Raw genomic sequence first — 21,821 nt, 5'->3', positions numbered from 1 at the left:
ACGCCGCGCGGGTGTGCCGGAGCCCCGTTAGGGCAGATACGGCTCGGCGAGCCCGCGCTCGGCGAGCGACCGCAGGAACGCGCGTACGTCGCGATCGATCTCGGCGCCGTCGACGTCGCCGCGTTCCGCGATCACCCGCACCAGCGACTCCGCCGTCGCACCGCGCGCGGTCGTCAGTGCCGACCAGATGATCGCTGCCGTGTCGCGCAATGCGACCGGCTCGGGAGATCCACCGCGCGCGAGCGACAGCGCGACGAATCCGTCGTCGCTCGACGTCCAGGCGGCATCCGCCCGGGTCCGCCAGGACGGCTCGCGCACCACGACGTCCGCGGCACCGAGCGCGTCCAGCGCGGCGCCCACGACAGCCTCGGCGTCGCCTCTCGGCGGCGCCCCGTGGGCCGCGACCACCGCCTCGGCGAGTGCTCGGGCCGAACGTCCGTCGGCCGCCCGCCAGAGGGCCGGGCCGATGCCGTCGATGATGTGGAGCGTCGCTCCGCCCGCGGGCTCCGGCTGCAACAGGGCGAGCCGCTCACCCGCACCGTCCGTCGGCGAGCCGAGCGCGATCGCGTCGAGATGGGCACCGCGCCACCAGGTCGTCCCTGTTGCCGGGTCCAGGTCGGTCTCGACCTCCGCCGTGAGCGGCTTCGCGTCCGCGACGGGCAGCGTCAACACGACGTCGCCGGGCCGGAACAGAGGCGCCAGGGCCGCGGCGAGGGTCTCGGCCTCACTGTAGGTCACGCGATGCACCCCGCCGATGGCGGCGACGTGCGCAGCGATCCGATGAAGCGGCGCAGGCAGGTCCGCGAGATAGCTGGTCTGCTCGACGAGCTCGGGAAGCACGTCGCCCAGCGCACACGATTCCAGCACCGGAACCTCGGGCCCGCCCGGTACCCGGTGGAGCAGGACGATCGCGCTCAAGCGCAACGGTCGTGCCGCCAGGGGGCGCAGCCCGAGCTCGGATGCTGAACGCTGGGCCTTGTCCCCTGCCGGATCCTCGATGATCGACAGCGGCTTGCGGTAGGGCAGCACCGTCCCGTCGTCCGTGATCCCGACCGTTTCGTCGGTCACGTAGCCGTAGTGGGCGGCGAGCGCGCGCGTCGCGGTCGTCTTGCCCCGCCCCGACGGCCCGACGACCGCCACGACGTTTCCCTCGTCGTCGGCCAGACCACCGGCGTGCAGCATCCATAGCTCACCACGCCTCGCCTCGATCGCGGCCAGCGTCACGGCCTGCGACAGCGCGGCGAGCTCGCGCCGCAGCTCGCCGCGCGTCAGCGCAACGCTGCGGTGAGCCGCCGGCAGGGGATCGTCCGGAGTCGCCTCGGCGTCGCGCCATGCCCGGACGATCGCCTCGATGTCGCCGTCCGCGCGGTCATCGGCGTCGATCCGCACCGCGCATCCGAGCGCGGAGACGAGAGGAAGCGGCGACACCCTCGTAGCCTATGGTCGATCACACCGTCACCGCATCGGATTCCGGACGCGCGCGATGCGCGGACACGACGGACACCCCGACAAGAAGAAGAGCAGTCGCCAGGAATGCGAACGCGATCACGGCGGTGATGTTGCCGTTCAGCGTGACCGCGGACCAGGTCGCGAGATCGACGGGGGCGAGCTCGAACGGTGTGTGGTCCAGCACGACATCGACGACCGGCCCGGCTGACACGGCCAATGCCGCGCCGATGACGCAGGCGCTCGCTCCTCGGAGCAGTCCGCGCAACGGCAGATACCGGAGCACCCCGACGACGAGCAAGGCGATGGCCGCGCCGAACCCCACCAGCGGAAGCACGATGCCGCCGAACGCATCGGCGTCGCCGGCCGCCCACAGGACCACCGCGAGGAACGCCGTCACTGCCGCAGCATCCGCGAGCACCGCGATCACGGCGGCGTGTCGACGCAACCCCGGCGACCCGAACGATCGCAGCGCGAGCGGGCCCCAGATCACGACGACCGCGAACAGGATCGCAGCGCCGGTGACGCCGAGGAACCCCGCCGAGGTCAGCGCCTCGATCGAGGCGAGCAGCAGGCCGAGCGAGGCGAGCGCCGCCGCGAGAGTCGTCCAGCCGCGCCGCCCCGTCACGAGCAGGGGCAGCGTGGTGAGCGAGAAGGCCAGGGCGACCGCCGCCGCGACGATCCAGAACCACGACAGCGTGTGCGCGACCGCGAGGTTCGTCACGAAGGTCGCGACCAGCGCGACGGCGTACGCACCGATCGTCGTCCAGAGCACGGCTGCCCGCCACCGGCGATGCACGCGGGCCTGGTGCGCGTCGAGACGTCCGCGGTCGTCTGCGCTCGCGCTGACGAGCTCGCCCTCGGTCACTCCCAGCGCTCGTGCCAGCGGGCCGAGCGTCGCGAGGTCGGGGTACGACAGCCCGCGCTCCCACTTCGACACCGCCGACTCGGTCACGAAGACGCGCGCGGCGAGCTCCTTCTGCGTCAGCCCGGCCGCCCGCCGGGCGCCGGCGAGGAAGCGCCCCACGTCGCCTTTGTGTGTTCCGACCTCGGGCGATCCGGCTTCATGCGTTTCATTCACGTCGCTCAGTGCACCACCACCGGGCTCGGCGCACCAAGCCGACACGGCCCCGACACGGCCCGACCATCTGGCCAGCCCGGAATCACGCGGATCGCGCGCCTCAGGGCAGGCGAACCGAGTCGGTCTTCGGGTGCTCGCGCGGCATCCGGTCTCGGTCGTACGTGATGGCGGAGTAGCCGTGCGGGATCGGCTGCCCCTCCTCGTCGACGCTCACGAACACGAGCCGCTCGATCGAGAGGATCCGCTTGCGCGTGATCATGTTGCGCACGACGGCCCGCATCGTCAGCGAGGTGCGCCCGAAGTGCGTCGCCGTCAGTCCCATCTCGATGAGGTCGCCCTGCAGCGCCGACGACTCGAAGTTGATCTCCGAGATCAGCTTGGTCACCACTCGATAGTTGCCGAGCTGGATGATCGCGTAGATCGCCGCTTCTTCGTCGATCCAGCGGAGAAGGCTTCCACCGAAGAGCGTGCCGTTGGCGTTGAGGTCTTCCGGTCGCACCCACTTGCGCGTGTGGAAGTTGATGCCGCCCTCTGACCAGGGCCATTCCGAACTCGTCTGATCGCTCACGTTCATCCAGCCTAGCTCGCCATGATCGCACGGTCCGGGCGTCGCGTCGACCGGTTCCCCGCGCGCGGCGGGCGGCGGATGATATGGGCATGGACAAGCCTGCGAAAGACTTCGACGCTCACGAGGTGGCGGAGGAGGTCGCCGAGCGCGTCAAGAAGCGGATGCCGGATGTCGACGACGATCTCATCCGCCGCGAGGCGGCCGCATCGGTCGAGAGCCACGCCGACGCACGCGTGACGGACTTCATCGGCATCATCGCAGAGCGCGAGACCCGCGAGCGCCTCGCCGACATCGCCGATGAGTCCTCAGGCGCCGCCTCCGACTGACCAGGCCGCCTCGATGCGGGCGATGCGCCGCTCCAGAGAGGCGAGCGCCCCCGCGACATCCACCGAGGGGCTGATCGTGTGCACCGCGATCAGCCGTCCGTCGATGCTGGCGGTGAGACTGCCCGGCATGAGATTCGCCACGAGCGCCAGCGCCGCGCGGCCCGCCGACGTCTCGAGCATCGTCGTATGCGCGACCCACTCCGGATCGATGTCGGGTCCTGGCAACCAGATCGCCCGCCGCGCGACATCGATCCCGCCGATGATCGAGCGACCGATCACCCATGCGGCCAGCTCGACAACCCCGAGCGCTCCTCGCACCGAGCGGGTCAGCCCGGCCCGGCGCCTCGGTATTCCCGTCAGGGCATACGTGGTCGCAGTGACCGCAGGGACGGCGACCACGCCGTAACCGAGCGCCGCCAGCGACGCCTCGGTCGCCGCGATCCAGACGGCAGCGATCACGACGATCCGGCACAGCACGGAGACGATCACCGTTCCCACCCGTCCGGCCGTCATGGCACCATCACCGCCGCCAGAACCGCGACGAGCACGGCACCGCCCAAGGCGAGGGCGATCACCGCACCCGAACCGGACCAACTGCCGATCGCCCGCTGCGCGCGGTCGAGACCCGGTCCCGCGCTCGGACCGGCGGCGATCCGGGCGACGACGGCACCCCGCACCTGTCCCAGGCCGTTCGACGCGACGGTGAGACCGCGCAGAACGATCCGCGCCGCGCGCTCCTCGACCACCACGATGTCACCGGGGGGCACGGTGGGTGAGCGCTCCGGTGCGCGCCGCGTGACCCCGAGGGCGATCGCGGCGCCGGCGAGTCCGAGCAGCAGCGGCCACGTCTGCGCCCAGATGGCCGACGGATCGAGCCAGCCTGGCACGCTCAGCGGCGGCGCCCATGCTGACGCGAGCGCCGCGACCGGCACCACCGCAAGCACCGACAGGGCGACCCACGCGATGCCGCGCATGCGCGCCGTGGGCTTCGGCGTGCGCTCGCGCCGCGCCAGCGTGACGGCGAACCGAGCCAGCAGCAGCGTCGACCCCACGCCGAACCACGGCAGCACATCGGCGACGCCGAGCGCGGGCAGCCACGGCACCGGCACCTCGCCGACGGCCTCCTTCGCGACGTACTTCGCGATGAACCCGCTCGTGAACGGTGCGCCCACGAGCGCGAGGGACGCGACGGCGAGCGCCGCCGTGACGCTCCAGCGCGGCAGCCGTTCGCTGTCCCACGCCTGCACTCCCAGGAACAGAGCCCCCTTCACGAGCCCGTGCGAGACGCTGTAGACCACAACGGCGGCGATGCAGGCCGGCGCGAGCGCGGGGGCGACGAGGGCCGCACCGATGACGGACGTGAGGAAGCCCATCTGGCTGATGCTGCTGTAGGCGAGGATGACCTTGGGATTGCGCTGCAGCACGCCGGCGGGCACCGCCAGCAGCCCGCCCACGAGGCCGAGCACGAGGAACACCGCGCCCCACGTCGGCTCGCCGGTTCCCTCGCCGAGCGGCAGGAAGCGCAGCCACCCGACGATGCCGGCCTTCAGCATCGCTCCCGACAGCACCGCGCTCGCGGGACTCGGGGCTGCCGGATGCGCGAGCGGCAGCCAGACGTGCAGCGGGACGGTGCCCGCCTTCACTCCGAAGCCGATCAGCAGCAGCAGGATGATCGTCCCCTGCGCGGGCGAGGCGGAGACGGCCGCCGGAGCCTCCCCGACCGTCGTGACGCCATCCGCGGCCAGCAGCAGCAGCGCCGCGAGCACGGCGCACTCCCCGAACACCGTCAGCACCAGATAGATGGCGCCGGCACGCCGCGCGCTCGGCGTCCGGTCGTGCACGACGATCGCGTACCCGAGGAAGTTCATCGCGGCGAAGGCGAGGTAGAACGTCACGAGATCGTCAGCGAGGAACACCGCGATGTTGCCGGTGAAGCACAGCAGCAGGAAGGCCGTCAGCACATGCGGACGCTCGGCTTTCGACCGGACCACGAACGACAGGGCCATGCCGTAAAGAACGACCGCCATCAGCGCCAGGGGCCGTGCGACGGCGTCGAGCCGGATGGAGGTGCCGAGCAGCATCCACGGGATCTCATGGCGGTCGCCGGCGTCGAAGACCGCCGCCATACCGGCGGGCAGCACGGCGAGCCAGGAGAAGCGGGTGATCGCCTCCCGCGCCCGGCGCGCCCGCGTACCGCCGACACCGCTCAGCACGGCGATGAGCACCGCGACGAGCAGCGGCGACGACAGTGCGGGGAGGAAGATCACAGCCACGCTCCGTCCGCGATGAACCGTGCCGGCGACCATGGCGAGAACTCCCAGCCCGCGGCGACGCCGAGTCCGACGACGGCCGCGGCTGTGATGAGGGTGGGAACGAGCAGCGCGGCGGGCGCTTCGAGGCGCCGCGCGTGGTCGCCCGGCTGGGTCAGCCGGGGCGCCCGCTCCGCCGACGCGGCCGTGGCCGCAGGCTCCGTCCACATCGCGATGATCACCGGCAGGAAGTACCCGGCGTTGAGGATCGTGCTCGTCAGCAGCACCGCGATGACCCAGGGCTCGCCGGCATCGAGGGCGCCCACCCCCAGCGCCCACTTCGAGATGAACCCGGCGAAGGGGGGCAGCCCGATCATCCCGAGCGCCGCGATCGTGAAGGCCGTCGCCGTCAGCGGCATCCGCCGTCCGACTCCGGAGAGCTCGCTGATCCTGTGGATCTTCAGCTCCTCGGCGAACAGCCCGGCACAGAAGAAGAGGGTGATCTTCATGAACCCCTGATTGACCATGTGCACGATCGCGCCGGCGGTGGCCATCGGGGCCAGCAGCGCGGCCCCGAGCGCGATGTAGGCCACCTGAGACACGGTCGAGTAGGCGAGGCGCTTCTTCAGGTCGTCCTGGGTGAGCGCACGGAGCGAGCCGTAGACGATCGTGATCGAGGCGACGACCGCGAGCACCGCGAGCAGGCCGAGATCGGCGAACAGCTGGAAGCCGAACGTGTCCTCGACGACCCGGATGATGCCGAAGGCACCGGCCTTGACCACCGCCACCGCATGCAGGAGGGCGCTGACGGGCGCCGGGGCGACCATCGCGACCGGCAGCCAGCCGTGCAGAGGGAACAGCGCGGCCTTGACCCCGACCCCCGTGAGCAGCAGTGCGCCGATCACGGTCGCCGTCGCGGGGTCGCGCGCGGCGAGCGCCGCGACGGCGGGGACGCCCCCGGACACGAACTCGACCGGACCCACCTCGAGGGTCAGCCACGCGACGCCGAGCAGCAACACGACCCCGCCCACGAGCGTGTAGCCGAGGTAGGTGCGCGCTCCGCGCGTCGCCTCGGGCGTGCCGCGGTGGGCGACGAGCGGATAGGTCACGAGGGTCAGCAGCTCGAAGAAGATGAGGAAGGTGAAGAGGTTCTGGGCCAGGGCGATGCCGGTCGTCGCCGTCACGCACAGGCTGAAGAACCCGAAGAACCGGCTGCGATTCGGGGCGCCTTCGAGGTAGCCGATCGCGTAGACGGTCGTGACGAGCCAGAGTCCCGACGAGAGCGCGACGAAGAACAGTGAGAACGTGTCGGTGACGAAGACGATCTCCAGCCCGGGGATCCACTCGAACGAGGAACGGAGCTTCTCCCCCGACACGACGATGGGGATGAGCACGACCACGATCGCCGCCTTCGCGATCGCGCCGGCGAGGTTGAGCGCCGTGCGCAGCCGCCGCTGCTCCTCCCTCAGGCCGAAGATGACGAGCGCCGGCACCAGCGAGGTCAGCAGCAGCACGACCGGGATGAGGCTGGGCGAGACGACGGAACCCGGGATCATGGCGCCGCCCCCTCGATGATGGCCACGAGAGGCCCCGGGAAGACGCCGATGACGACGGATGCCGCGGCCAGGACGAACGGCACGATCGAGAGCGTGCGCCTCGGCACGCCGTTCGGGGGCGGCGGGTCATCGCCCGGCGGGGCGAACATCTCTCGGAGCATCTTCGCGACGTACGCGAAGGTCAGCAGTCCGCCCGCGAGCAGCACCGCGACCCACCACCAGGCGCCGACCGCGAGCGAGGACTCCAGCAGCTGCCACTTGCCCACGAACCCGAGGGTGGGCGGCAGGCCCGCCAGGCCGACCCCCGCGATCCCGATCGTGGCGGCCGCGAGCGGCATCCGGGCGAGCGCGCCCCTCAGCCCGCCGAGGCGGTCGCTGCCGTACGCGACCACGAGCGTGCCGGCCGCGAGGAACATCGCCGCCTTCGCGAGCCCGTGCGCGACCGCGAGCACGACTCCGCCGCTCCAACCGGCCGCGCCCGCGTCGTTTCCGTGCGCGCCGCCATCGAGCATGAGCGGCAGCATCAGCACGAGGTACCCGACCTGCGCGACCGTCGAATAGGCGATGACGGTCTTCAGCCGATCGCGACGCAGCGCCATGAACCCGCCCCAGAGGATGCCGGCGGCTCCGGCCGCGGCCGCGGTGTTCGCCAGCACGGGCCCGAGGGCGGTCTCCGGACCGACCGCGGCGAACATGCGCCACAGCACGAACAGCGACGCCTTGATCACGAGCGCCGACAGCAGCGCGCTCACCGCGGCGGGGGCAGCCGGATGCGCGACCGGAAGCCACGAATGCAGCGGGAACAGCGCCATCTTCGCCCCCATGCCGACAAGCGCCAGGGCGAGCACGGCCGCCGTGACGGGACCGTCGTCGAGGCGACCCGCCGCCAGAGCGAGGTCGAGCGTCCCCGCCTGCCCGTAGACGAGCGCGACCGCCAGGAGGTAGAACAGCGAACCGGTCACCGCCACGAACAGATACCGCAGTGCCGCCGCACGCGCCCGCGCCCCTCCCAGGGCGACGAGCGCGACCGCGGCCAGGGTCAGCAGCTCGAGCAGGACGTAGATCGTGAACAGGTCCGCGGCCACGAACACACCCGAGATCGCGGCCATCGCGAAGAGCGCCAGCGGCCAGAAGCTGTCGGCGCCGATGAGACGTGGCTCTGCCGAGCCCATGACGAAGGCGGCAAGGAACACGACATGGGCGAGGGCGAGCATCGCGACCGACGCTCCATCCGCCTGCAGCGCGATGCCCAGTGGGGGGATCCATCCCGCGAGCTCGGTACGCACAACGCCGGTGTCCACGACAGCCGGCCACAGCGCCATCACGACGGAACCGCTCGCGACGACGGCCACGACTCCCACGGCAGCGCGGAACCGAGCGGGAACGAGCGCGGCGACCACAGCGGCGGCCACCGGCACGAACAGCAGCAGCGGGATCATCCGTCTCCCTGCTCGTTCTCGTCGGTGGTGTCCTCGACCCGGCGAGCGAGCGCGAGAGCGAGGCCTGTGATCGCGGCCATGACGACGATCCCCGTCAGGACGAGCGCCTGCGGCACGGGATCGGGCGCGCCGCCGTCAGCGCCCGCTGCGCCGCGGTCGGCGAGAGCCAGCAGCACGAGCATCACTCCGCCCGAGGCGACGTTCAGCGCGACGATGCGGCGGATGAGGTCGCGCACCACGAGGTGCGCCGTGGTGCCGATGACGAACACCACGACGCCCGCACCGAGGAAGAGCAACGTCGCGTTCATGCGCGCTCCTCATCCACCGCGCCGGCGGGACTCGCGCTGTCATCGACCGCGCCGGCGGGACTCGCGCTGTCATCGATCGCGCCGGCGGGACTCGCGCTGTCATCGACCGCGCCGGCGGCGAAGAAGATCTCGCTGAGCGCGACGCCGATCCCCGCGGCGAGCACCGCTTCGATCGCGAGGATCGCCCCACCCGCCCACGCGGTGTCGAGCCCGAGCCATGCGCCCGTCACGACGAGGCCGATGACGGCGAGGGCGACGAATGCGAGCAGGCTCGTGCCCACGATCGCCGTCGCGACGGGGCGCGAGACGGCGGCGGCTCGGATGCCGCACAGCCGCGCGATCACGAGAGCCGCGGCGATCAGCGCGCCCGACTGGAACGCCCCGCCGGGCTGAACGCTGCCGGCCACCAGCACCCAGATCGCGAGCACGAGGACGACCGGCACGATCACGACGGCAAGAGCCCGCCGCACCGGATCAGCCGGCCTCACGGGCCGCAGCCGCTCGCCGCCGACCGCGCCCGCGGCCACCGCGGCGACGACGAGCACGGCGATCTCGAGAAGCGTGTCGAGGCTGCGATAACTCAGCAGCACCGCCGTGACGGGGTGCGAGACGCCCGCCGCGTCCGTCGCCGCGACCGCCTCCCGGCCCAGGTCGGCGGGTTCGGCGCTCACGCTGCGTACGGCCAGCAGCAGACCGACCAGACCAGCCGCACCCCCTGCGACGGCGACCCCGATCGTCACCGCCCGACCCCGCGATTCGGCGCTCGGTCGCGGCGGTGCCCGGCGTTCGAGCGCGTCGACCAGCAACGCCCCGGCGATACCGCCGCCCAGCGCCGCCTCCGCGAGCGCGACATCGGGCGCATCGATGCGACCCCACAGCACCGCCAGCAGGATGCCGAACACGAGGAAGGCTGTCGTCGCGGCGGCCCGGCCCCGCACGAGCACCGCCACCGAGGCGACGACGACCGCCCCGACAGCGAGCAGATCCAGGAGGTCGACGTTCATGAGCCGCCGTCCGCGTCGCTGCGCCGCTTCCGGCGCTCACTGCCGGCCAGCAGGTGGGAGTTGCCTGCGGTGCCGAGGAGCGCGAGCATCCAGATCAGCAGCAGCTTCGCCGCGACCCCGACGATGCCGAGCCCGTCGCCGCCGCGGGCGATCGCATCGACGATGAGGGCGATGACGATGAACCCGAGGCCGAGGTTGTCGGCCTTGGCGACAGCGTGGAGGCGGGTCGGAAGATCCGGAAAACGAAGCAGCCCCAGCGTGCCGACGACGACGAACAGGCATCCGACCGACAGCAGGCAGATCACAAGGACGTCCAGCACCCCGACGTTCGCTGCGGTCACCGCTCTGCCCGCCGGGTGTAGACGACCACGACGACCGTTGCGAGGGCGACCACCGTGACCGCGACATCACGAAGAGCCGCGACGCCCAGCGCCGAGGCGAGGACGACGAAGAGCGCGGCGCCGCTCGTGCCCAGAAGCACGAAGGCCGTCAACCGGTCCTCGGGGCTCGGCCCGCGCACCGCACGCCAGAGTCCCACGACGATGCAGACGAGCAGAACGGCGGCGACCGCATGCAGCGCGATGTCCACTGCGGTCATGGCGTCTCCCCTCCGACGTCGTCACCACTGACGATATCCGGAATGCGAAGCCGCCCCGGTGCGGGGCTACCGGCGGTCGTCGGTGGTCTGTCCGTAAACGTTCTGATACCGGTCGTACAACGCATCGATCGCGTCCTGCGGAATCGGGAGCAGCTCCCCCGCCTGCCGGGCGATGTGGACCGTGCGAGCCACGTCCTCCACCATCACCGCAGCCTTGACCGCATCCTTCGCACTCGACCCGATCGTGAACGGCCCATGGTTCTGCATCAGCACCGCCCGAGAACGATGCCCCCGAAGCGTCTGCACGATCCCCCGACCGATCGAGTCATCACCGATGATCGCGAACGGCCCCACCGGAATCGGCCCCCCGAACTCATCGGCCATCGCCGTGATCACACACGGGATCTCCTCACCCCGCGCCGCCCACGCCACCGCGTACGTCGAATGCGTGTGCACCACACCACCCACCTCGGGCATGTTCCGATACACATACGCATGAGCGGCCGTGTCACTCGACGGCGACCGATCACTGCCCGGCGTCCCCGGCACCACATTGCCGTCCAGATCGCACACGATCATGTTCTCCGGCGCCAACTCGTCATACGACACCCCCGACGGCTTGATGACCATGAGGTCGTCGGCGGGGTCTGCGCCCAGGCGCACCCGACCCGACACGTTGCCGCCGGTCCACACGACCAGCCCGTAACGCACCAGCTCCGCGTGCAACGACGCCACCTCGGCCCGAACCCGCGCCACCGCTTCGTGTTCCATCGGACTCCTCCGCTTCTCGGGATGCCGGATCCGCCTTCGGGACCGGCGCTCGACATGTTACCGGTAACACCATGCGGGTCACGGAAACAGCCTCTCATCTGGAAGAGTTGTCGGAATGGGTGACAACGTCTTCCTCGGTGCCGTGGCGATCGGCATCGGCGCGGTCGTCGGGATCGTGCTGTTCGTTCCCTTCGTCGCGATCCAGTACCGGCGCGCGGGCCACCTCACCGCGGGGCAGCTCGTGCTGTGGAGCGCGGCCCTCGTGTACTTCTTCGCCATCTGGACGTACACCCTCCTGCCTCTCCCCGATCCCGCCGGCATGCGCTGCGCGGGGGTCAACCTCAACCCCTTGGAGCTGGTCGACGACATCCGAGGTGCCGGGCAGCGCGCGGGCGGCAGCACCCGGGCGTTCCTCACCGACTTCGCCTTCCTGCAGCTCGCGCTCAATGTCCTGCTCTTCCTGCCGCTCGGCTTCTTCGTCCGCGTGCTCGCCCGCCGCGGCATCCTCGTCGCACTCGCCGCCGGCCTCGGGATCTCCCTCATCGTCGAGTTCACTCAGCTCACCGGTGTCTGGGGCGTCTACCCGTGCGCCTACCGCGTCTTCGACGTCGACGATCTGCTCACCAACACCGTCGGCGCGGTCATCGGCTCCATCCTCGCCCTCCTCGTGCCGCGCCGGCCGGTCTCGGATGAGCCCGACGCCCCGCGGCCCGTGACCCGGGGCCGCCGCATCCTCGCGATGGTGTGCGACCTGCTCGCCTACGCGCTCGTCGGCATCTTCGTCAGCGTCGGCATCCAGGCCGCCCTCGTCGTCACCGGCAACCGCGACGTCGCCGTCGAGACCGACCTCGCCGGTCAGGTCGGCTCCGTCGCCGCCCTGATCATCGTGGCGGGATGCGTCCTGGTGTCGGGGCGCACGATCGGCGACCTGACCGTGCGCCTCCGCTACGCGGGAGGACCGGCCCCCGCCGGCGTGACGCGGCTGACCCGGCTCATCGGCGGCATCGGCGGATATGCCCTGTTGGACCAGCTCCCGGGCCCGTGGGGCTTCCTCACCTTCGCCTTCCTCGTGACGGCCACGATCCTCGCGTTCACGACCCGCGCCGGCCGGGGCCTGCCCGGAGTCCTCGGCGGCCAGGAGCTGCGCGACAGCAGAGAGCATGGTCCCGCAGGACGAGTCGAAATCACCCGTACGGGGGACGCGCGCCGGCGCTGAGGTCCGTACCGTCGAGAGCATGGACGTCGAAGCACTCGCCCACACCGCCACCGGCGCTCTCGTCGGCATCGCCCTCGGATTCGTCGTGGGGCTGCTCACCCTCAACCCGATGCTCGGCGTGATCGTCGGCGGCGTCGCGATGGTCGTCCTCGCGATCGCGGCCGTCATGCTGCTTCCCCGCGGCATGTACCGCTGAGGGGGTCACGCCCGCTTGACCCTCACGCGACGTGAGGGCAGAGAGTGGTCGCATGACCGACCAGCACACCCCGTATTACGACGCTTTCGAGATCAGCCCCGTTCCCCCGCCCGGACCGGATGCCGTCGCCCCCGAGCCCTACCGCGGCATCTACGGGATGCCGGCGTTCGTGACCATCCCCACGCATGACTTGTCGACCTCGACGCAGTTCTGGACCGCGGGCCTGGGGTTCTTCGAGCTCTTCACGATCCCGGGAACGCTCGTGCACCTCCGCCGCTGGGCCTTCCAGGATGTCCTCCTCGTCGCCGCCGACCCGGCCACGCTGCCCGCGTCCGAACCACCCGCGCTGACCTACAGCTACGCCTGCATCCTCACCGAGCTCGACGGCATCGCCGCGGACTGCCGCGCCCTGGCCCCGGGGGCGGTGGGCGATCCGCGCGACACCCCATGGAACAGCCGCGAGGTCGAGATCCTCACCCCGGAGAACGCGCGTATCGTCGTCACGGCGGCGAAGCCCTACGAGCCCGACAGCGCAGCGGCACGCTCCCTCGCCGCCATCGGCATCACACCCTCGCAGGAGCACCCATGAGCGACATCAGCACGGACGGGGTGACGGTCGGGCGCGCGGCATCCGATCTCAGGGTCACGGTGCGCACCCTGCACCACTGGGACGAGATCGGCCTCGCCTCGCCGTCGCTGCGCACCGACGCGGGATACCGGCTGTACACCGCCGACGACATCGCGCGTCTGCAGCGCATCGTCGTGTACCGGGAGGTCGGGCTGGGGCTCGACCAGATCCGCTCGATTCTCGACGAACCCGATCGCGACACCTCCGCCGCCCTGCGGGCGCAGCGCGACGAGGTGTCACGATCGCTCGCCCGGCTCGAAGACCTCCGCGCGGGTCTCGACCGGATGATCGAGGCGCACGAGCGCGGCGTCCTGCTCACGGCCGAGGAGCAGCTGTCGATCTTCGGCCCCGACTGGAACCCCGACTGGCCCGCGCTCGCCCGGCGCCGGTACGGTGATTCCCCGCAGTGGCAGCAGTACGCGGAGCGCGCCGCCACCCGCAGCCCCGACCAGTGGCGCGCGGTCACCGCGGCGATGACCGCGCTCGAGGGCGACCTCGCCGCGGCGGCGGGCGCCGGCATCGAGCCCGGCGCTGCCGAAGCCGATGCGCTCGTCGAGCGCCATCGCGCAGCGATCAGCGAGTACTTTCCGGTCAGCCGGTCGATGCAGGTGTGCCTGGGTCGGATGTACGAGGCGGATGCCGCATTCGCCGCGCACTACGACCGTCTCCGCCCCGGCCTCGCCTCGTGGCTGCGCCGCAGCATCGACGAGAGCGCCCGCGCCCGCGGCATCGACCCCGACACCGCGGTATGGGAGTGACGACGCGGGAGTGACGGCTCAGCGCCGTCCGCCGGTGAACGCGCGCCACATGACGGCGGCGTGCGACTCCTTCGCGTGCTCGACGCCGACCTCGTCGCCCTCCCGCGCGCTGAACCATTCCTGCACGCGATAGCGGGCCGCCCGCCACATCAGGGCGATCCCGCCGTACGCCGGGCGGGGCACGCGTGCCTCCTCCTGCGACATCTGACCGCGGCGCGGCAGGTCGCCCGCGACGAAGGCGTCCATGAGCTTGGCTACGCCGATCGCGTTGCCGTTGATGACCGAGTGCGCGGCACCGTGGATCTCCCACCGCCACGCGTCGTGCGCGACGGACAGGAGCTCCGAGTGGAAGTACCGCGGCGACGAGAAGTCGCGCGCGCCGCGGATCAGCAGCACCTGCGCAGAGACGTCCGCCAGGCGGTCGCGCAGCGGATACCGCATCATGTGCGGCAGCACCCGCATGAAGTATGCGAAACCGCAGAGCAGGTAGGCGCTGACCGCCAGCAGCACGAGACGGAACGGCTCGAACAGCGACGACTGCGCGAACCGGATCCCCTGCAGCACCACCGAGCGCTCGCGGTCGTTCACGACCGGCCCGATGAGAACGGCCTGACGGATGGCGGGGCGCCGCGCGAGCACCTCCGTCACGATCTGCGTGCCGAAGGAGTGCCCGAGCAGCACCGGGTCCTCGAGCTCGAACCGGTCGAGCACCGCCTCCACCTGGTCGGCGAAGAACGACACCGACGGCTCGTCACGCGGCGCACGCTGGCCCGCGAAGCCGGGGAGGTCGAGCGCGAAGACCCGCGCGTTCTGCGCGAGCAAGGGAGCGAGCAGGTCGAAGTACGTCGCGGCGACCCCGATCCCCGCGATCAGCACGAAGACCCGCTCCGCGTCCGCCGACGAGGCGGTCTGCACCCGCGTGACCCGCGTGCGCACCCCGTCGAACGCGACCGTCTCGACGTCGATGTCGGCCGGCTCCATATCATCTTCACCGCCGCGAGCGCGCCCCTCCACCATGTCCCTACCGTCTCACACGCCGGCCCGTGCAGACTGTGCCGATGACCCTCACCTTCGCCATCGTCGGCAGCGGCTGGCGCAGCGACTTCTTCCTGCGCGTCGCCGCCGCCCTGCCCGAGCGGTTCCGCGTCACCGGTCTCGTCACCCGCAGCGCGGCGACGGCGGCCGAGACCGAGACGCGCTGGGGCGTCCGCGGCTACCCCGACCTCGACACGCTCCTCGCCGACGGCACCCCCGACCTCGTCGTCGTGTCGGTGCCGCGCGACGTGGCGCCCGGGATCATCGTCGACCTCGCCGGCCGCGGCATCCCGGTCCTGACCGAGACCCCGCCCGCGGCGGGGATCGACGACCTCGTCGCCCTGTGGGAGCACCTGGCCCGCCCGGGGATGCCGACCGTCCAGGTCGCCGAGCAGTACCACCTCTCACCGCTGCTGTCGGCGCAGCTCGCGGTCGCCCGTTCCGGCCGGCTGGGCATCCCGTCGTACGCACTCGTCGCGCAGTGCCACGACTACCACGGCGTCAGCGTCATGCGGCGGGCCCTCGGGATCGGCGCCGACGAGGTCGAGATCTCGGCATCCGTCTTCCGCTCCCCGCTCGTGGCCGGCCCCGACCGCGCCGGCGACCCGACCGCCGAGCGCGTCGTCACGGCGACGCAGACCACGGCACGGTTCGCCTTCGACGACCGCCTGGGCGTGTACGACTTCGCGAGCGAGCAGTACTTCTCGTGGATCCGCGGCAACCGCCTGTTGATCCGCGGCGAGCGCGGCGAGATCGAGAACGGCGAGGTGCGCCGCCTCCGCCGGTTCGACGAGCCCGTCTTCGACTCTCTGCGACGGGTCATGACCGGCGAGGGCGGCAACCTCGAGGGGATGTTCCTGCGCGGCATCCTCCTCGGCGAGGAATGGCTCTTCCGCAACCCCTTCCTGCCCGCCCGCCTCAACGACGACGAGATCGCGATCGCGCGCATGCTCGATGGCATGCCCCACGCCATCGACGGCAGCGCACCGGTGTATTCGCTGGCCGAGGCGAGCCAGGATCACTACCTGGCGCAGCTCTCGCAGCAGGCGGCCGAGACCGGTAACACCGTGCGCTCGACGCGTCAACCCTGGGCCGATGTCGTCGACGCGGAATTGCATGCCCGGGAGGCCAGCGGGTAATTTTTCGGTATGCCGAAAAATCGACATCGTCGCCTCTCCGCCCTGGTCGCCCTCGGCGCGGTGACCGCACTGCTCGCGGGCTGCGCGACGGGCTCGAACGCCGACGTCTCGGGCGAGCCGTCCGAGGGCCGGCCCGTCGTGCTGACGACCTTCACGGTGCTCGCCGACATCGCGCGCAACGTCGCGGGCGACCGGCTCGATGTGCGCTCGATCACGAAGGCCGGAGCCGAGATCCACGGCTACGAGCCCACCCCGCGCGACATCGCGGCGGCATCCGACGCGGATCTGATCCTCGACAACGGGCTGGGCCTCGAGTCATGGTTCGCACGGTTCGTGGAGACCGCCGACGCACCGCACGCCGTGGTCTCCGACGGCGTCGAGACGATCGACATCACCGGCGACGCCTATGCCGGCAAGCCCAACCCTCACGCCTGGATGAGCCCCCTGAACGTGCAGCTGTACGTCGACAACATCGTCGCGGCGTTCAGCGAACTCGATCCCGCGGGCGCCGACGCCTACGCCGCGAACGGCGCGGCATACAACGACGAGCTGCAGCGGATCCACGACGATCTCGTCGCCGACCTCGCGACGGTTCCTGTCGAACAGCGGGCGCTCGTCACATGCGAGGGCGCCTTTTCGTACCTCGCCCGCGACGCCGGACTCACCGAGGCCTACATCTGGCCCGTCAATGCCGAGCAGCAGGCGACGCCCCAGCAGATCCGGCAGACGATCGAGTTCGTCCAGGACAACGACGTGCCCGCCGTCTTCTGCGAATCGACCGTGTCGGACCGCCCGATGCAGCAGGTGGTCGAGGCGACGGATGCCGTCTTCGGCGGCACGCTCTACGTCGATTCGCTCTCCGAGCAGGGCGGACCCGTGCCGACCTACCTCGACCTCATCCGCCACGACGCCGAGACGATCACGGCGGCGCTGACCGGGAGCGCCTCGTGAGCACCGCGAGCGGCGCATCCCCCGGGATCGAGGTCTCGGGGGTCTCGGTGCGCTACCGCGACATCGTGGCGCTCGACGACGTCGATCTCACCGTCACGCCCGGACGGGTCACCGCACTGATCGGCATGAACGGCTCGGGAAAGTCGACGCTGTTCAAATCGATCACGGGCCTCGTGCGCCCCGCGAGCGGACGGGTGAGCATCGCCGGGCAGACTCCCGCCGCCGCTCGCCGTCGCGGCCTCATCGGGTACGTGCCGCAGAGCGAGGACGTCGACTGGACCTTCCCGGTGTCGGTGCGCGACGTCGTGATGATGGGCCGATACGGACGCCTGGGCCCCACCCGGCGCCCGCGCCCCGACGACCATCGCGCCGTCGACGCCGCGCTCGAGCGCGTCGAGCTGAGCGAACTCGCCGACCGTCAGATCGGCCGACTGTCGGGCGGACAGCGCAAGCGCGCGTTCGTCGCGCGCGGCATCGCTCAGGATGCCGGCATCCTGCTCCTCGACGAGCCGTTCGCGGGCGTCGACAAGAAGTCCGAGGCGACGATCGTCCGCTTGCTGCGCGAGCTCGCCGCCGACGGCCGCACCGTGCTGGTCTCCACCCACGACCTCCACGCCCTCCCATCCCTCGCCGACGAGGCGGTGCTGCTGCTGCGCCGCGTCGTCTTCCAGGGAGCCGTCGACGAGGCGCTCCGCCCCGAGCTGCTGGCGCGCGCCTTCGGCCTGACCACCGAGGAGCGCCCGTGACCGTCATCGACATCCTGCTCGAGCCGCTGCAGTACGAGTTCATGCTGCGCGCCCTGTCGGCCACGGCCATCGCCGCGGTCGTCTGCGCCGTGCTGTCGTGCTGGCTCGTCCTCATCGGCTGGTCGCTGATGGGCGACGCCGTCAGTCACGCCGTGCTCCCCGGTGTGGTGCTCGCCTACGTCCTGGGCGCCCCGTTCGCGATCGGCGCCCTGGTGTTCGGCTTCGTCGCGGTCGCCCTCATCGGCATCATCCGGGGCACGAGCCGCGTGAAGGAGGATGCCGCCATCGGCATCGTGTTCACGACGCTGTTCGCGCTCGGCCTCGTGCTCATCTCGGTCACGCCGAGCCAGACCGACCTCAACCACATCCTCTTCGGCAACGTCCTCGGGGTCTCGGCGGGCGACCTCGTGCAGATCGGCGTCCTGGCCGCCGTCGCCTTCGCGGTCCTGTTCATCAAGCGGCGCGACCTCACCCTGTTCGCCTTCGACCCGATCCACACCTTCGCCATCGGGCTCTCTCCCCGCCTGCTGTCGGGCCTCCTGCTGGGCGTCCTCGCGCTGACCGCGGTCGTCGCCCTGCAGGTCGTGGGCGTCGTGCTGGTGGTCGCGATGCTCATCATCCCGGGAGCCACGGCGCACCTGCTCACCGACCGCTTCGGCCGCATGCTCGTCATCGCGCCGGTGCTCTCGGCGGCATCCTCGATCGTCGGCATCTACTTGAGCTACTGGGTGGACGCCTCGTCGGGCGGACTCGTCGTGCTCGTGCAGGGCGTCGTGTTCGCCGCGGTGTACCTCTTCAGCCCGAAGCACGGGATCATCGGCCGTCGGATCGCCTCGCGCAAGTCCGTCGCCGAATCCGTTCCCGCTGGCTAGCGTGCCGCTATGAAGATCAGCGAGATCCACTGGAACGACGAAGCCCGCCAGAAGGTGCTCGACGACGCCGACCGTGTCCTGCAGGATGCCGTCGCCGCCGTCGCCGCGACCGACGACGCGAACGACGCCGACAAGGCCTACGCCGCGCTCGTCAGCCACATGAAGGACAAGTTCATCGACTGGGAGCCCGGCCCCGACGTCCGCACGTACGCCGACGCCCTCGCCGCCGGCGAGATCGAGCTCGAGCAGGCCGGCTGACCGGCCGGATGTCCCGGGATCGGGCCCCGCTGCTGCAGATCAGCCGCATCTACGCCGAGGAGGCCGCGCTCGCGCTGCCCCGCGGGCAGGAGATCGTGGCGCGGTGGCCCGATGCCGAGATCGTGCCGATCGACTCGCACTGGCTCGTTCCCGAGATCCACGGCGACGAGACGAACGTGCGCCGCTGGGTGCGGATCAAGACCGAGGCGCTCGTGCTCGGTGTGAAGAAGTCGGTCGCGACCCGGCTCAACGGCCGCTCGGCCGATTTCATCGCGCCGTCGACGGCGAACGGCTGCGCCATGGCCTGCTCGTACTGCTACGTGCCGCGCCGCAAGGGATACAGCAACCCCGTCACGGTCTTCGCCAACATCGACGAGATCTCCCGCCATCTCGCCCGCCACATCTCCCGGCAGGGACCGAAGACCGAGCCGAACCAGTGCGACCCCGAGGCGTGGGTCTACGACATCGGCGAGAACAGCGACTGCTCGGTCGACGCGATGATCAGCGAGAACGTCCGCGACCTGTGCGAGCTCTTCCGGATGTCGCCGACGGCCAAGGCCTCGTTCGCGACGAAGTACGTCAATCGCGACCTGCTCGACTGGGATCCGCTCGGGCGCACCCGCATCCGCTTCTCGCTCATGCCGCACGACACGGCGAAGGTCACCGACATCCGGACGTCGCCGGTCTCCGAGCGGATCGCCGCGATCAACGACTTCGTCGATGCCGGCTACGAAGTGCACCTGAACTTCTCGCCCGTCATCCTCACCCCGACCTGGGTGGCCGACTGGACGGCCCTGCTGCGGGAACTGGACGACGTGCTCTCCGACCGCGCGAAGGCGCAGCTGGCGTGCGAGATCATCATGCTCACCCACAATGAGGGCCTGCACGAGATCAACCTCGGCTGGCATCCGCGCGGCGAGGACCTGCTGTGGACCCCGCGCATGCAGGAGACCAAGCGCTCTCAGAACGGCGCGATCAACGTGCGGTACCGCTCGCCCCTCAAGGGCGAGGCCGTCGCGACGCTCTGCGCTCTCATCGAGCGCGAGCTGCCGTCGTGCCGCATCCGCTACGCGTTCTGACCCGCTCCCCCGGTGCCCCTCCCTTGCGCGGACGCGCGGATCTGCGCCACCCTGGCGGGGTGTATCTGCTGCTGCCCCTGCTCGTCCTCGTCCTGATGGTCGCAGCTCTCGTCGACGCCATCACCCGCCGCGACGACCAGGTCAAGCACCTGCCGAAGTTCGCCTGGGTGCTCTTCATCGTCTTCCTGCCGCTCCTCGGATCGGTGCTGTGGTTCGCCCTCGGACGCGAGTGGGACACCGCACCGCGAGAGTCGATGAGCTTCGGCGACCCGCGCCGGTGGTCCCGCGACGAGCCGGCGCCCGCCGCCCCGGCCAGCCGCCCGCAGCCCCGCGACTACCGGTCGACGGCGCAGCAGCTCGCCGACCTCGAACGCGAGATCGAGATCGCCGAGCTCGAGGCCGAGATCCGTCGCCGCCGCGCACAGGGTCTTCAGTCGCCCGACGCCGGCTGATCCCGCCCGACGACCCACCGGCGGGCGATGAGCCAGCCCGCCGTCGTGCCGAGGGTGTTGGCCACGACGTCCCACGCGCTCGCGGTCCGCTCCGCGAGCAGCACACCTTGCGCCATCTCGATCACGACGGAGATGACGAGGCCGGCGGGGACGACGTAGGCGTGCCAGCGGGGCCAGCCGAGCGCCGCGCACCATCCGAACGGGATGAAGAGGGCGATGTTGGCCGAGAACTCGATGCGGTCGTATGTCAGCCACGGCACGGCCGAGGTGATCGCCCGGAGGATCGGGCCGGCGTCGCGATCGACGGGCGTCGGCCAGAACGCGATGAGCGCGAGGACGACGACGTAACCGATCAGCAGAGCTCGTGCGCGGCGGGTCACCGAACGATGACGGTCGGAGAACCGACGTGGGCGGCGACGCGCTCGCTGACCGATCCGAGCAGCAGGCGCGACAACCCGGTGCGTCCGTGCGAGCCGACGACGGTCAGCACGGCGCCGCGCGACGCGTCCTCGATGAGCGCGGAGGCGTCGCCGACGTCGATGCGCGAGCGCACCTCGAGCTGCGGGTGCTCGGCGTGCACCGGCTCGAGCATGCGCTCCAGCATCCCGGCCGTCGCTTCGGTGAGGTCGACGGGCATGGGACCGGTCCACAGATCGAGGCCCGGCTCGGTGCCGACCGAGACCGGTTCCCAGGCGGCGAGGGCGACGAGCGGCTCACCCGTTCGCACGGCCTCGCGGGCGGCGAAGTCGAGCGCCCGGGCCGAGACTTCGGACGCGTCGACGCCGACGAGCACACCCGTCCTCGCGACGTCGCGAGCCTCGGCATCAGCGTCGAGCCGGTCGGGGACGATCGCGACCGGGCAGTGCGCGTGTGCGAGAAGTGCGCGGTACGCATGACCGTGTTCTTCGGGGAGCACGAGGATCTCGGCATCCGCCGTCGCCGCGGCGGCACGGTCGGCATCGTCGCGCGTGGGCGCGATCAGCAGCTCGCGCAGTGTCACTCCCAGCGCCTCGGCGCGCCGGAACGCCCACTCCCGCGCACCCGTGCCGTCCGCGTCGGTCACTCCCAGGATCACGTCGCCCATGGCCCCAGGGTATCCGCCGCGGCGGACCGGCACGATGGGTCTCGCGGCCGGCAGCGGTTAG

At 71.1% G+C, this 21,821-nt stretch carries 27 protein-coding genes; 12 read left to right on the top strand and 15 right to left on the bottom strand.

Translation table 11 applies throughout. The features are described 5' to 3' along the window. Positions 1-27 precede the first annotated feature (27 nt). The 3 genes from MTS1_RS16110 to MTS1_RS11875 form a co-directional block, all read right to left on the bottom strand. Entirely contained in the window at positions 28-1,428 is a 1,401-nt protein-coding gene (locus MTS1_RS16110) for a PqqD family peptide modification chaperone (RefSeq protein ID WP_052007680.1), read from the bottom strand. Between the two features lie 19 nt (positions 1,429-1,447). After that, positions 1,448-2,473, bottom strand: coding sequence for a helix-turn-helix domain-containing protein (locus MTS1_RS16500; RefSeq protein WP_023954137.1), 1,026 nt, complete (start codon positions 2,471-2,473; stop codon positions 1,448-1,450). Between the two features lie 154 nt (positions 2,474-2,627). Then, positions 2,628-3,101 (bottom strand): acyl-CoA thioesterase, encoded by a 474-nt coding sequence (locus MTS1_RS11875; RefSeq protein WP_023954135.1) that lies wholly within the window; start codon positions 3,099-3,101, stop codon positions 2,628-2,630. Between the two features lie 83 nt (positions 3,102-3,184). On the opposite strand from MTS1_RS11875, the gene MTS1_RS11870 reads away from it, so the two are divergent. Beyond that, complete coding sequence (locus MTS1_RS11870) at positions 3,185-3,421, top strand: three-helix bundle dimerization domain-containing protein (RefSeq protein ID WP_036304776.1); 237 nt, start codon at positions 3,185-3,187, stop codon at positions 3,419-3,421. Here MTS1_RS11870 and MTS1_RS11865 read toward each other — a convergent pair. The 9 genes from MTS1_RS11865 to MTS1_RS11825 all read right to left on the bottom strand — a co-directional run bounded on the left by MTS1_RS11865 (position 3,401) and on the right by MTS1_RS11825 (position 11,346). Next, positions 3,401-3,934 (bottom strand): Na+/H+ antiporter subunit E, encoded by a 534-nt coding sequence (locus MTS1_RS11865; RefSeq protein WP_023954131.1) that lies wholly within the window; start codon positions 3,932-3,934, stop codon positions 3,401-3,403. The genes MTS1_RS11870 and MTS1_RS11865 overlap by 21 nt on opposite strands. Beyond that, positions 3,931-5,694, bottom strand: coding sequence for a complex I subunit 5 family protein (locus tag MTS1_RS11860; protein ID WP_036305683.1), 1,764 nt, complete (start codon positions 5,692-5,694; stop codon positions 3,931-3,933). The genes MTS1_RS11865 and MTS1_RS11860 overlap by 4 nt, the downstream gene beginning before the upstream one ends. After that, positions 5,685-7,226 carry a complex I subunit 5 family protein gene (locus tag MTS1_RS11855; protein ID WP_023954127.1) on the bottom strand — a complete coding sequence of 514 codons (1,542 nt, stop codon included), beginning with the start codon at positions 7,224-7,226 and terminating at the stop codon, positions 5,685-5,687. The genes MTS1_RS11860 and MTS1_RS11855 overlap by 10 nt, the downstream gene beginning before the upstream one ends. Beyond that, on the bottom strand, positions 7,223-8,665 hold the full coding sequence (locus MTS1_RS11850) for a complex I subunit 5 family protein (RefSeq protein ID WP_023954125.1): 1,443 nt from the start codon (positions 8,663-8,665) through the stop codon (positions 7,223-7,225). The genes MTS1_RS11855 and MTS1_RS11850 overlap by 4 nt, the downstream gene beginning before the upstream one ends. Next, the gene (locus MTS1_RS11845) at positions 8,662-8,973 is read right to left on the bottom strand and encodes an NADH-quinone oxidoreductase subunit K (protein ID WP_023954123.1); all 312 of its coding nucleotides are present in this window, start codon (positions 8,971-8,973) and stop codon (positions 8,662-8,664) included. The genes MTS1_RS11850 and MTS1_RS11845 overlap by 4 nt, the downstream gene beginning before the upstream one ends. Further along, a complete protein-coding gene (locus MTS1_RS11840; RefSeq protein ID WP_023954121.1) occupies positions 8,970-9,977 on the bottom strand; it encodes a hydrogenase subunit MbhD domain-containing protein in 1,008 nt (335 codons plus the stop codon). The genes MTS1_RS11845 and MTS1_RS11840 overlap by 4 nt, the downstream gene beginning before the upstream one ends. After that, positions 9,974-10,318 (bottom strand): monovalent cation/H(+) antiporter subunit G, encoded by a 345-nt coding sequence (locus MTS1_RS11835; RefSeq protein ID WP_023954119.1) that lies wholly within the window; start codon positions 10,316-10,318, stop codon positions 9,974-9,976. The genes MTS1_RS11840 and MTS1_RS11835 overlap by 4 nt, the downstream gene beginning before the upstream one ends. Continuing rightward, positions 10,315-10,575 (bottom strand): multisubunit Na+/H+ antiporter MrpF subunit, encoded by a 261-nt coding sequence (locus MTS1_RS11830; protein ID WP_023954117.1) that lies wholly within the window; start codon positions 10,573-10,575, stop codon positions 10,315-10,317. The genes MTS1_RS11835 and MTS1_RS11830 overlap by 4 nt, the downstream gene beginning before the upstream one ends. A gap of 66 nt (positions 10,576-10,641) precedes the next feature. Beyond that, on the bottom strand, positions 10,642-11,346 hold the full coding sequence (locus MTS1_RS11825; protein ID WP_023954115.1) for an L-ribulose-5-phosphate 4-epimerase: 705 nt from the start codon (positions 11,344-11,346) through the stop codon (positions 10,642-10,644). A gap of 115 nt (positions 11,347-11,461) precedes the next feature. Between MTS1_RS11825 and MTS1_RS11820 the strand changes: the two genes are divergently transcribed. The 4 genes from MTS1_RS11820 to MTS1_RS11810 are packed head-to-tail and all read left to right on the top strand — an operon-like array spanning position 11,462 to position 14,144. Next, positions 11,462-12,562 carry a VanZ family protein gene (locus MTS1_RS11820; RefSeq protein ID WP_023954113.1) on the top strand — a complete coding sequence of 367 codons (1,101 nt, stop codon included), beginning with the start codon at positions 11,462-11,464 and terminating at the stop codon, positions 12,560-12,562. Between the two features lie 19 nt (positions 12,563-12,581). After that, positions 12,582-12,758, top strand: a complete 177-nt coding sequence (locus tag MTS1_RS16645) for a hypothetical protein (RefSeq protein WP_158497463.1) — start codon at positions 12,582-12,584, stop codon at positions 12,756-12,758. Between the two features lie 52 nt (positions 12,759-12,810). Beyond that, complete coding sequence (locus tag MTS1_RS11815; RefSeq protein WP_023954109.1) at positions 12,811-13,347, top strand: VOC family protein; 537 nt, start codon at positions 12,811-12,813, stop codon at positions 13,345-13,347. Next, complete coding sequence (locus tag MTS1_RS11810) at positions 13,344-14,144, top strand: MerR family transcriptional regulator (RefSeq protein WP_023954107.1); 801 nt, start codon at positions 13,344-13,346, stop codon at positions 14,142-14,144. The genes MTS1_RS11815 and MTS1_RS11810 overlap by 4 nt, the downstream gene beginning before the upstream one ends. An 18-nt stretch (positions 14,145-14,162) precedes the next feature. Here the strand turns inward: MTS1_RS11810 and MTS1_RS11805 are convergent, their stop codons facing one another. Further along, positions 14,163-15,125: an alpha/beta fold hydrolase gene (locus MTS1_RS11805; RefSeq protein WP_023954105.1), complete on the bottom strand. Its 963-nt coding sequence runs from the start codon at positions 15,123-15,125 to the stop codon at positions 14,163-14,165. Between the two features lie 77 nt (positions 15,126-15,202). Between MTS1_RS11805 and MTS1_RS11800 the strand changes: the two genes are divergently transcribed. The 7 genes from MTS1_RS11800 to MTS1_RS11770 are packed head-to-tail and all read left to right on the top strand — an operon-like array spanning position 15,203 to position 20,676. Next, entirely contained in the window at positions 15,203-16,318 is a 1,116-nt protein-coding gene (locus MTS1_RS11800) for a Gfo/Idh/MocA family protein (protein ID WP_023954103.1), read from the top strand. A 9-nt stretch (positions 16,319-16,327) separates the two neighbouring features. Beyond that, positions 16,328-17,269 carry a metal ABC transporter substrate-binding protein gene (locus MTS1_RS16495; RefSeq protein ID WP_023954101.1) on the top strand — a complete coding sequence of 314 codons (942 nt, stop codon included), beginning with the start codon at positions 16,328-16,330 and terminating at the stop codon, positions 17,267-17,269. Beyond that, positions 17,266-18,015, top strand: coding sequence for a metal ABC transporter ATP-binding protein (locus tag MTS1_RS11790; protein WP_023954099.1), 750 nt, complete (start codon positions 17,266-17,268; stop codon positions 18,013-18,015). Before MTS1_RS16495 ends, MTS1_RS11790 begins: the two co-directional genes overlap by 4 nt. Before the next feature lie 5 nt (positions 18,016-18,020). Next, positions 18,021-18,887, top strand: coding sequence for a metal ABC transporter permease (locus tag MTS1_RS11785; protein ID WP_370576222.1), 867 nt, complete (start codon positions 18,021-18,023; stop codon positions 18,885-18,887). 9 nt (positions 18,888-18,896) lie between these two features. Then, complete coding sequence (locus MTS1_RS11780) at positions 18,897-19,145, top strand: hypothetical protein (protein WP_023954097.1); 249 nt, start codon at positions 18,897-18,899, stop codon at positions 19,143-19,145. An 8-nt stretch (positions 19,146-19,153) separates the two neighbouring features. Further along, positions 19,154-20,224, top strand: coding sequence for a spore photoproduct lyase family protein (locus tag MTS1_RS11775; RefSeq protein WP_023954096.1), 1,071 nt, complete (start codon positions 19,154-19,156; stop codon positions 20,222-20,224). Positions 20,225-20,283: 59 nt separating this feature from the next. Further along, a complete protein-coding gene (locus MTS1_RS11770; RefSeq protein ID WP_023954095.1) occupies positions 20,284-20,676 on the top strand; it encodes a PLD nuclease N-terminal domain-containing protein in 393 nt (130 codons plus the stop codon). Here MTS1_RS11770 and MTS1_RS16640 read toward each other — a convergent pair. Together MTS1_RS16640 and MTS1_RS11760 are read right to left on the bottom strand one after the other, a co-directional pair. After that, positions 20,655-21,056: a VanZ family protein gene (locus MTS1_RS16640; RefSeq protein ID WP_023954094.1), complete on the bottom strand. Its 402-nt coding sequence runs from the start codon at positions 21,054-21,056 to the stop codon at positions 20,655-20,657. The genes MTS1_RS11770 and MTS1_RS16640 overlap by 22 nt on opposite strands. Next, entirely contained in the window at positions 21,053-21,760 is a 708-nt protein-coding gene (locus MTS1_RS11760; RefSeq protein ID WP_023954093.1) for a universal stress protein, read from the bottom strand. Before MTS1_RS11760 ends, MTS1_RS16640 begins: the two co-directional genes overlap by 4 nt. Between the last annotated feature and the right edge of the window lie 61 nt (positions 21,761-21,821).

The sequence above is a fragment of the Microbacterium sp. TS-1 genome (assembly GCF_000509385.1).
Classification (GTDB): Bacteria; Actinomycetota; Actinomycetes; order Actinomycetales; family Microbacteriaceae; genus Microbacterium; species Microbacterium arborescens.
This window is presented reverse-complemented; position numbering and strand designations above follow the sequence as displayed.

What these genes read in the sequence shown, in the direction of transcription:
- MTS1_RS11875 (WP_023954135.1), bottom strand. Translation starts at nt 3,101, where the DNA reads ATGAACGTGAGCGATCAGACGAGTTCGGAATGGCCCTGGTCAGAGGGC.
- MTS1_RS11870 (WP_036304776.1), top strand. Translation starts at nt 3,185, where the DNA reads ATGGACAAGCCTGCGAAAGACTTCGACGCTCACGAGGTGGCGGAGGAG.
- MTS1_RS11865 (WP_023954131.1), bottom strand. Translation starts at nt 3,934, where the DNA reads ATGACGGCCGGACGGGTGGGAACGGTGATCGTCTCCGTGCTGTGCCGG.
- MTS1_RS11855 (WP_023954127.1), bottom strand. Translation starts at nt 7,226, where the DNA reads ATGATCCCGGGTTCCGTCGTCTCGCCCAGCCTCATCCCGGTCGTGCTG.
- MTS1_RS11850 (WP_023954125.1), bottom strand. Translation starts at nt 8,665, where the DNA reads ATGATCCCGCTGCTGCTGTTCGTGCCGGTGGCCGCCGCTGTGGTCGCC.
- MTS1_RS11845 (WP_023954123.1), bottom strand. Translation starts at nt 8,973, where the DNA reads ATGAACGCGACGTTGCTCTTCCTCGGTGCGGGCGTCGTGGTGTTCGTC.
- MTS1_RS11840 (WP_023954121.1), bottom strand. Translation starts at nt 9,977, where the DNA reads ATGAACGTCGACCTCCTGGATCTGCTCGCTGTCGGGGCGGTCGTCGTC.
- MTS1_RS11830 (WP_023954117.1), bottom strand. Translation starts at nt 10,575, where the DNA reads ATGACCGCAGTGGACATCGCGCTGCATGCGGTCGCCGCCGTTCTGCTC.
- MTS1_RS11825 (WP_023954115.1), bottom strand. Translation starts at nt 11,346, where the DNA reads ATGGAACACGAAGCGGTGGCGCGGGTTCGGGCCGAGGTGGCGTCGTTG.
- MTS1_RS11820 (WP_023954113.1), top strand. Translation starts at nt 11,462, where the DNA reads ATGGGTGACAACGTCTTCCTCGGTGCCGTGGCGATCGGCATCGGCGCG.
- MTS1_RS16645 (WP_158497463.1), top strand. Translation starts at nt 12,582, where the DNA reads ATGGACGTCGAAGCACTCGCCCACACCGCCACCGGCGCTCTCGTCGGC.
- MTS1_RS11815 (WP_023954109.1), top strand. Translation starts at nt 12,811, where the DNA reads ATGACCGACCAGCACACCCCGTATTACGACGCTTTCGAGATCAGCCCC.
- MTS1_RS11810 (WP_023954107.1), top strand. Translation starts at nt 13,344, where the DNA reads ATGAGCGACATCAGCACGGACGGGGTGACGGTCGGGCGCGCGGCATCC.
- MTS1_RS11805 (WP_023954105.1), bottom strand. Translation starts at nt 15,125, where the DNA reads ATGGAGCCGGCCGACATCGACGTCGAGACGGTCGCGTTCGACGGGGTG.
- MTS1_RS11800 (WP_023954103.1), top strand. Translation starts at nt 15,203, where the DNA reads ATGACCCTCACCTTCGCCATCGTCGGCAGCGGCTGGCGCAGCGACTTC.
- MTS1_RS16495 (WP_023954101.1), top strand. Translation starts at nt 16,328, where the DNA reads ATGCCGAAAAATCGACATCGTCGCCTCTCCGCCCTGGTCGCCCTCGGC.
- MTS1_RS11780 (WP_023954097.1), top strand. Translation starts at nt 18,897, where the DNA reads ATGAAGATCAGCGAGATCCACTGGAACGACGAAGCCCGCCAGAAGGTG.
- MTS1_RS11775 (WP_023954096.1), top strand. Translation starts at nt 19,154, where the DNA reads ATGTCCCGGGATCGGGCCCCGCTGCTGCAGATCAGCCGCATCTACGCC.
- MTS1_RS11760 (WP_023954093.1), bottom strand. Translation starts at nt 21,760, where the DNA reads ATGGGCGACGTGATCCTGGGAGTGACCGACGCGGACGGCACGGGTGCG.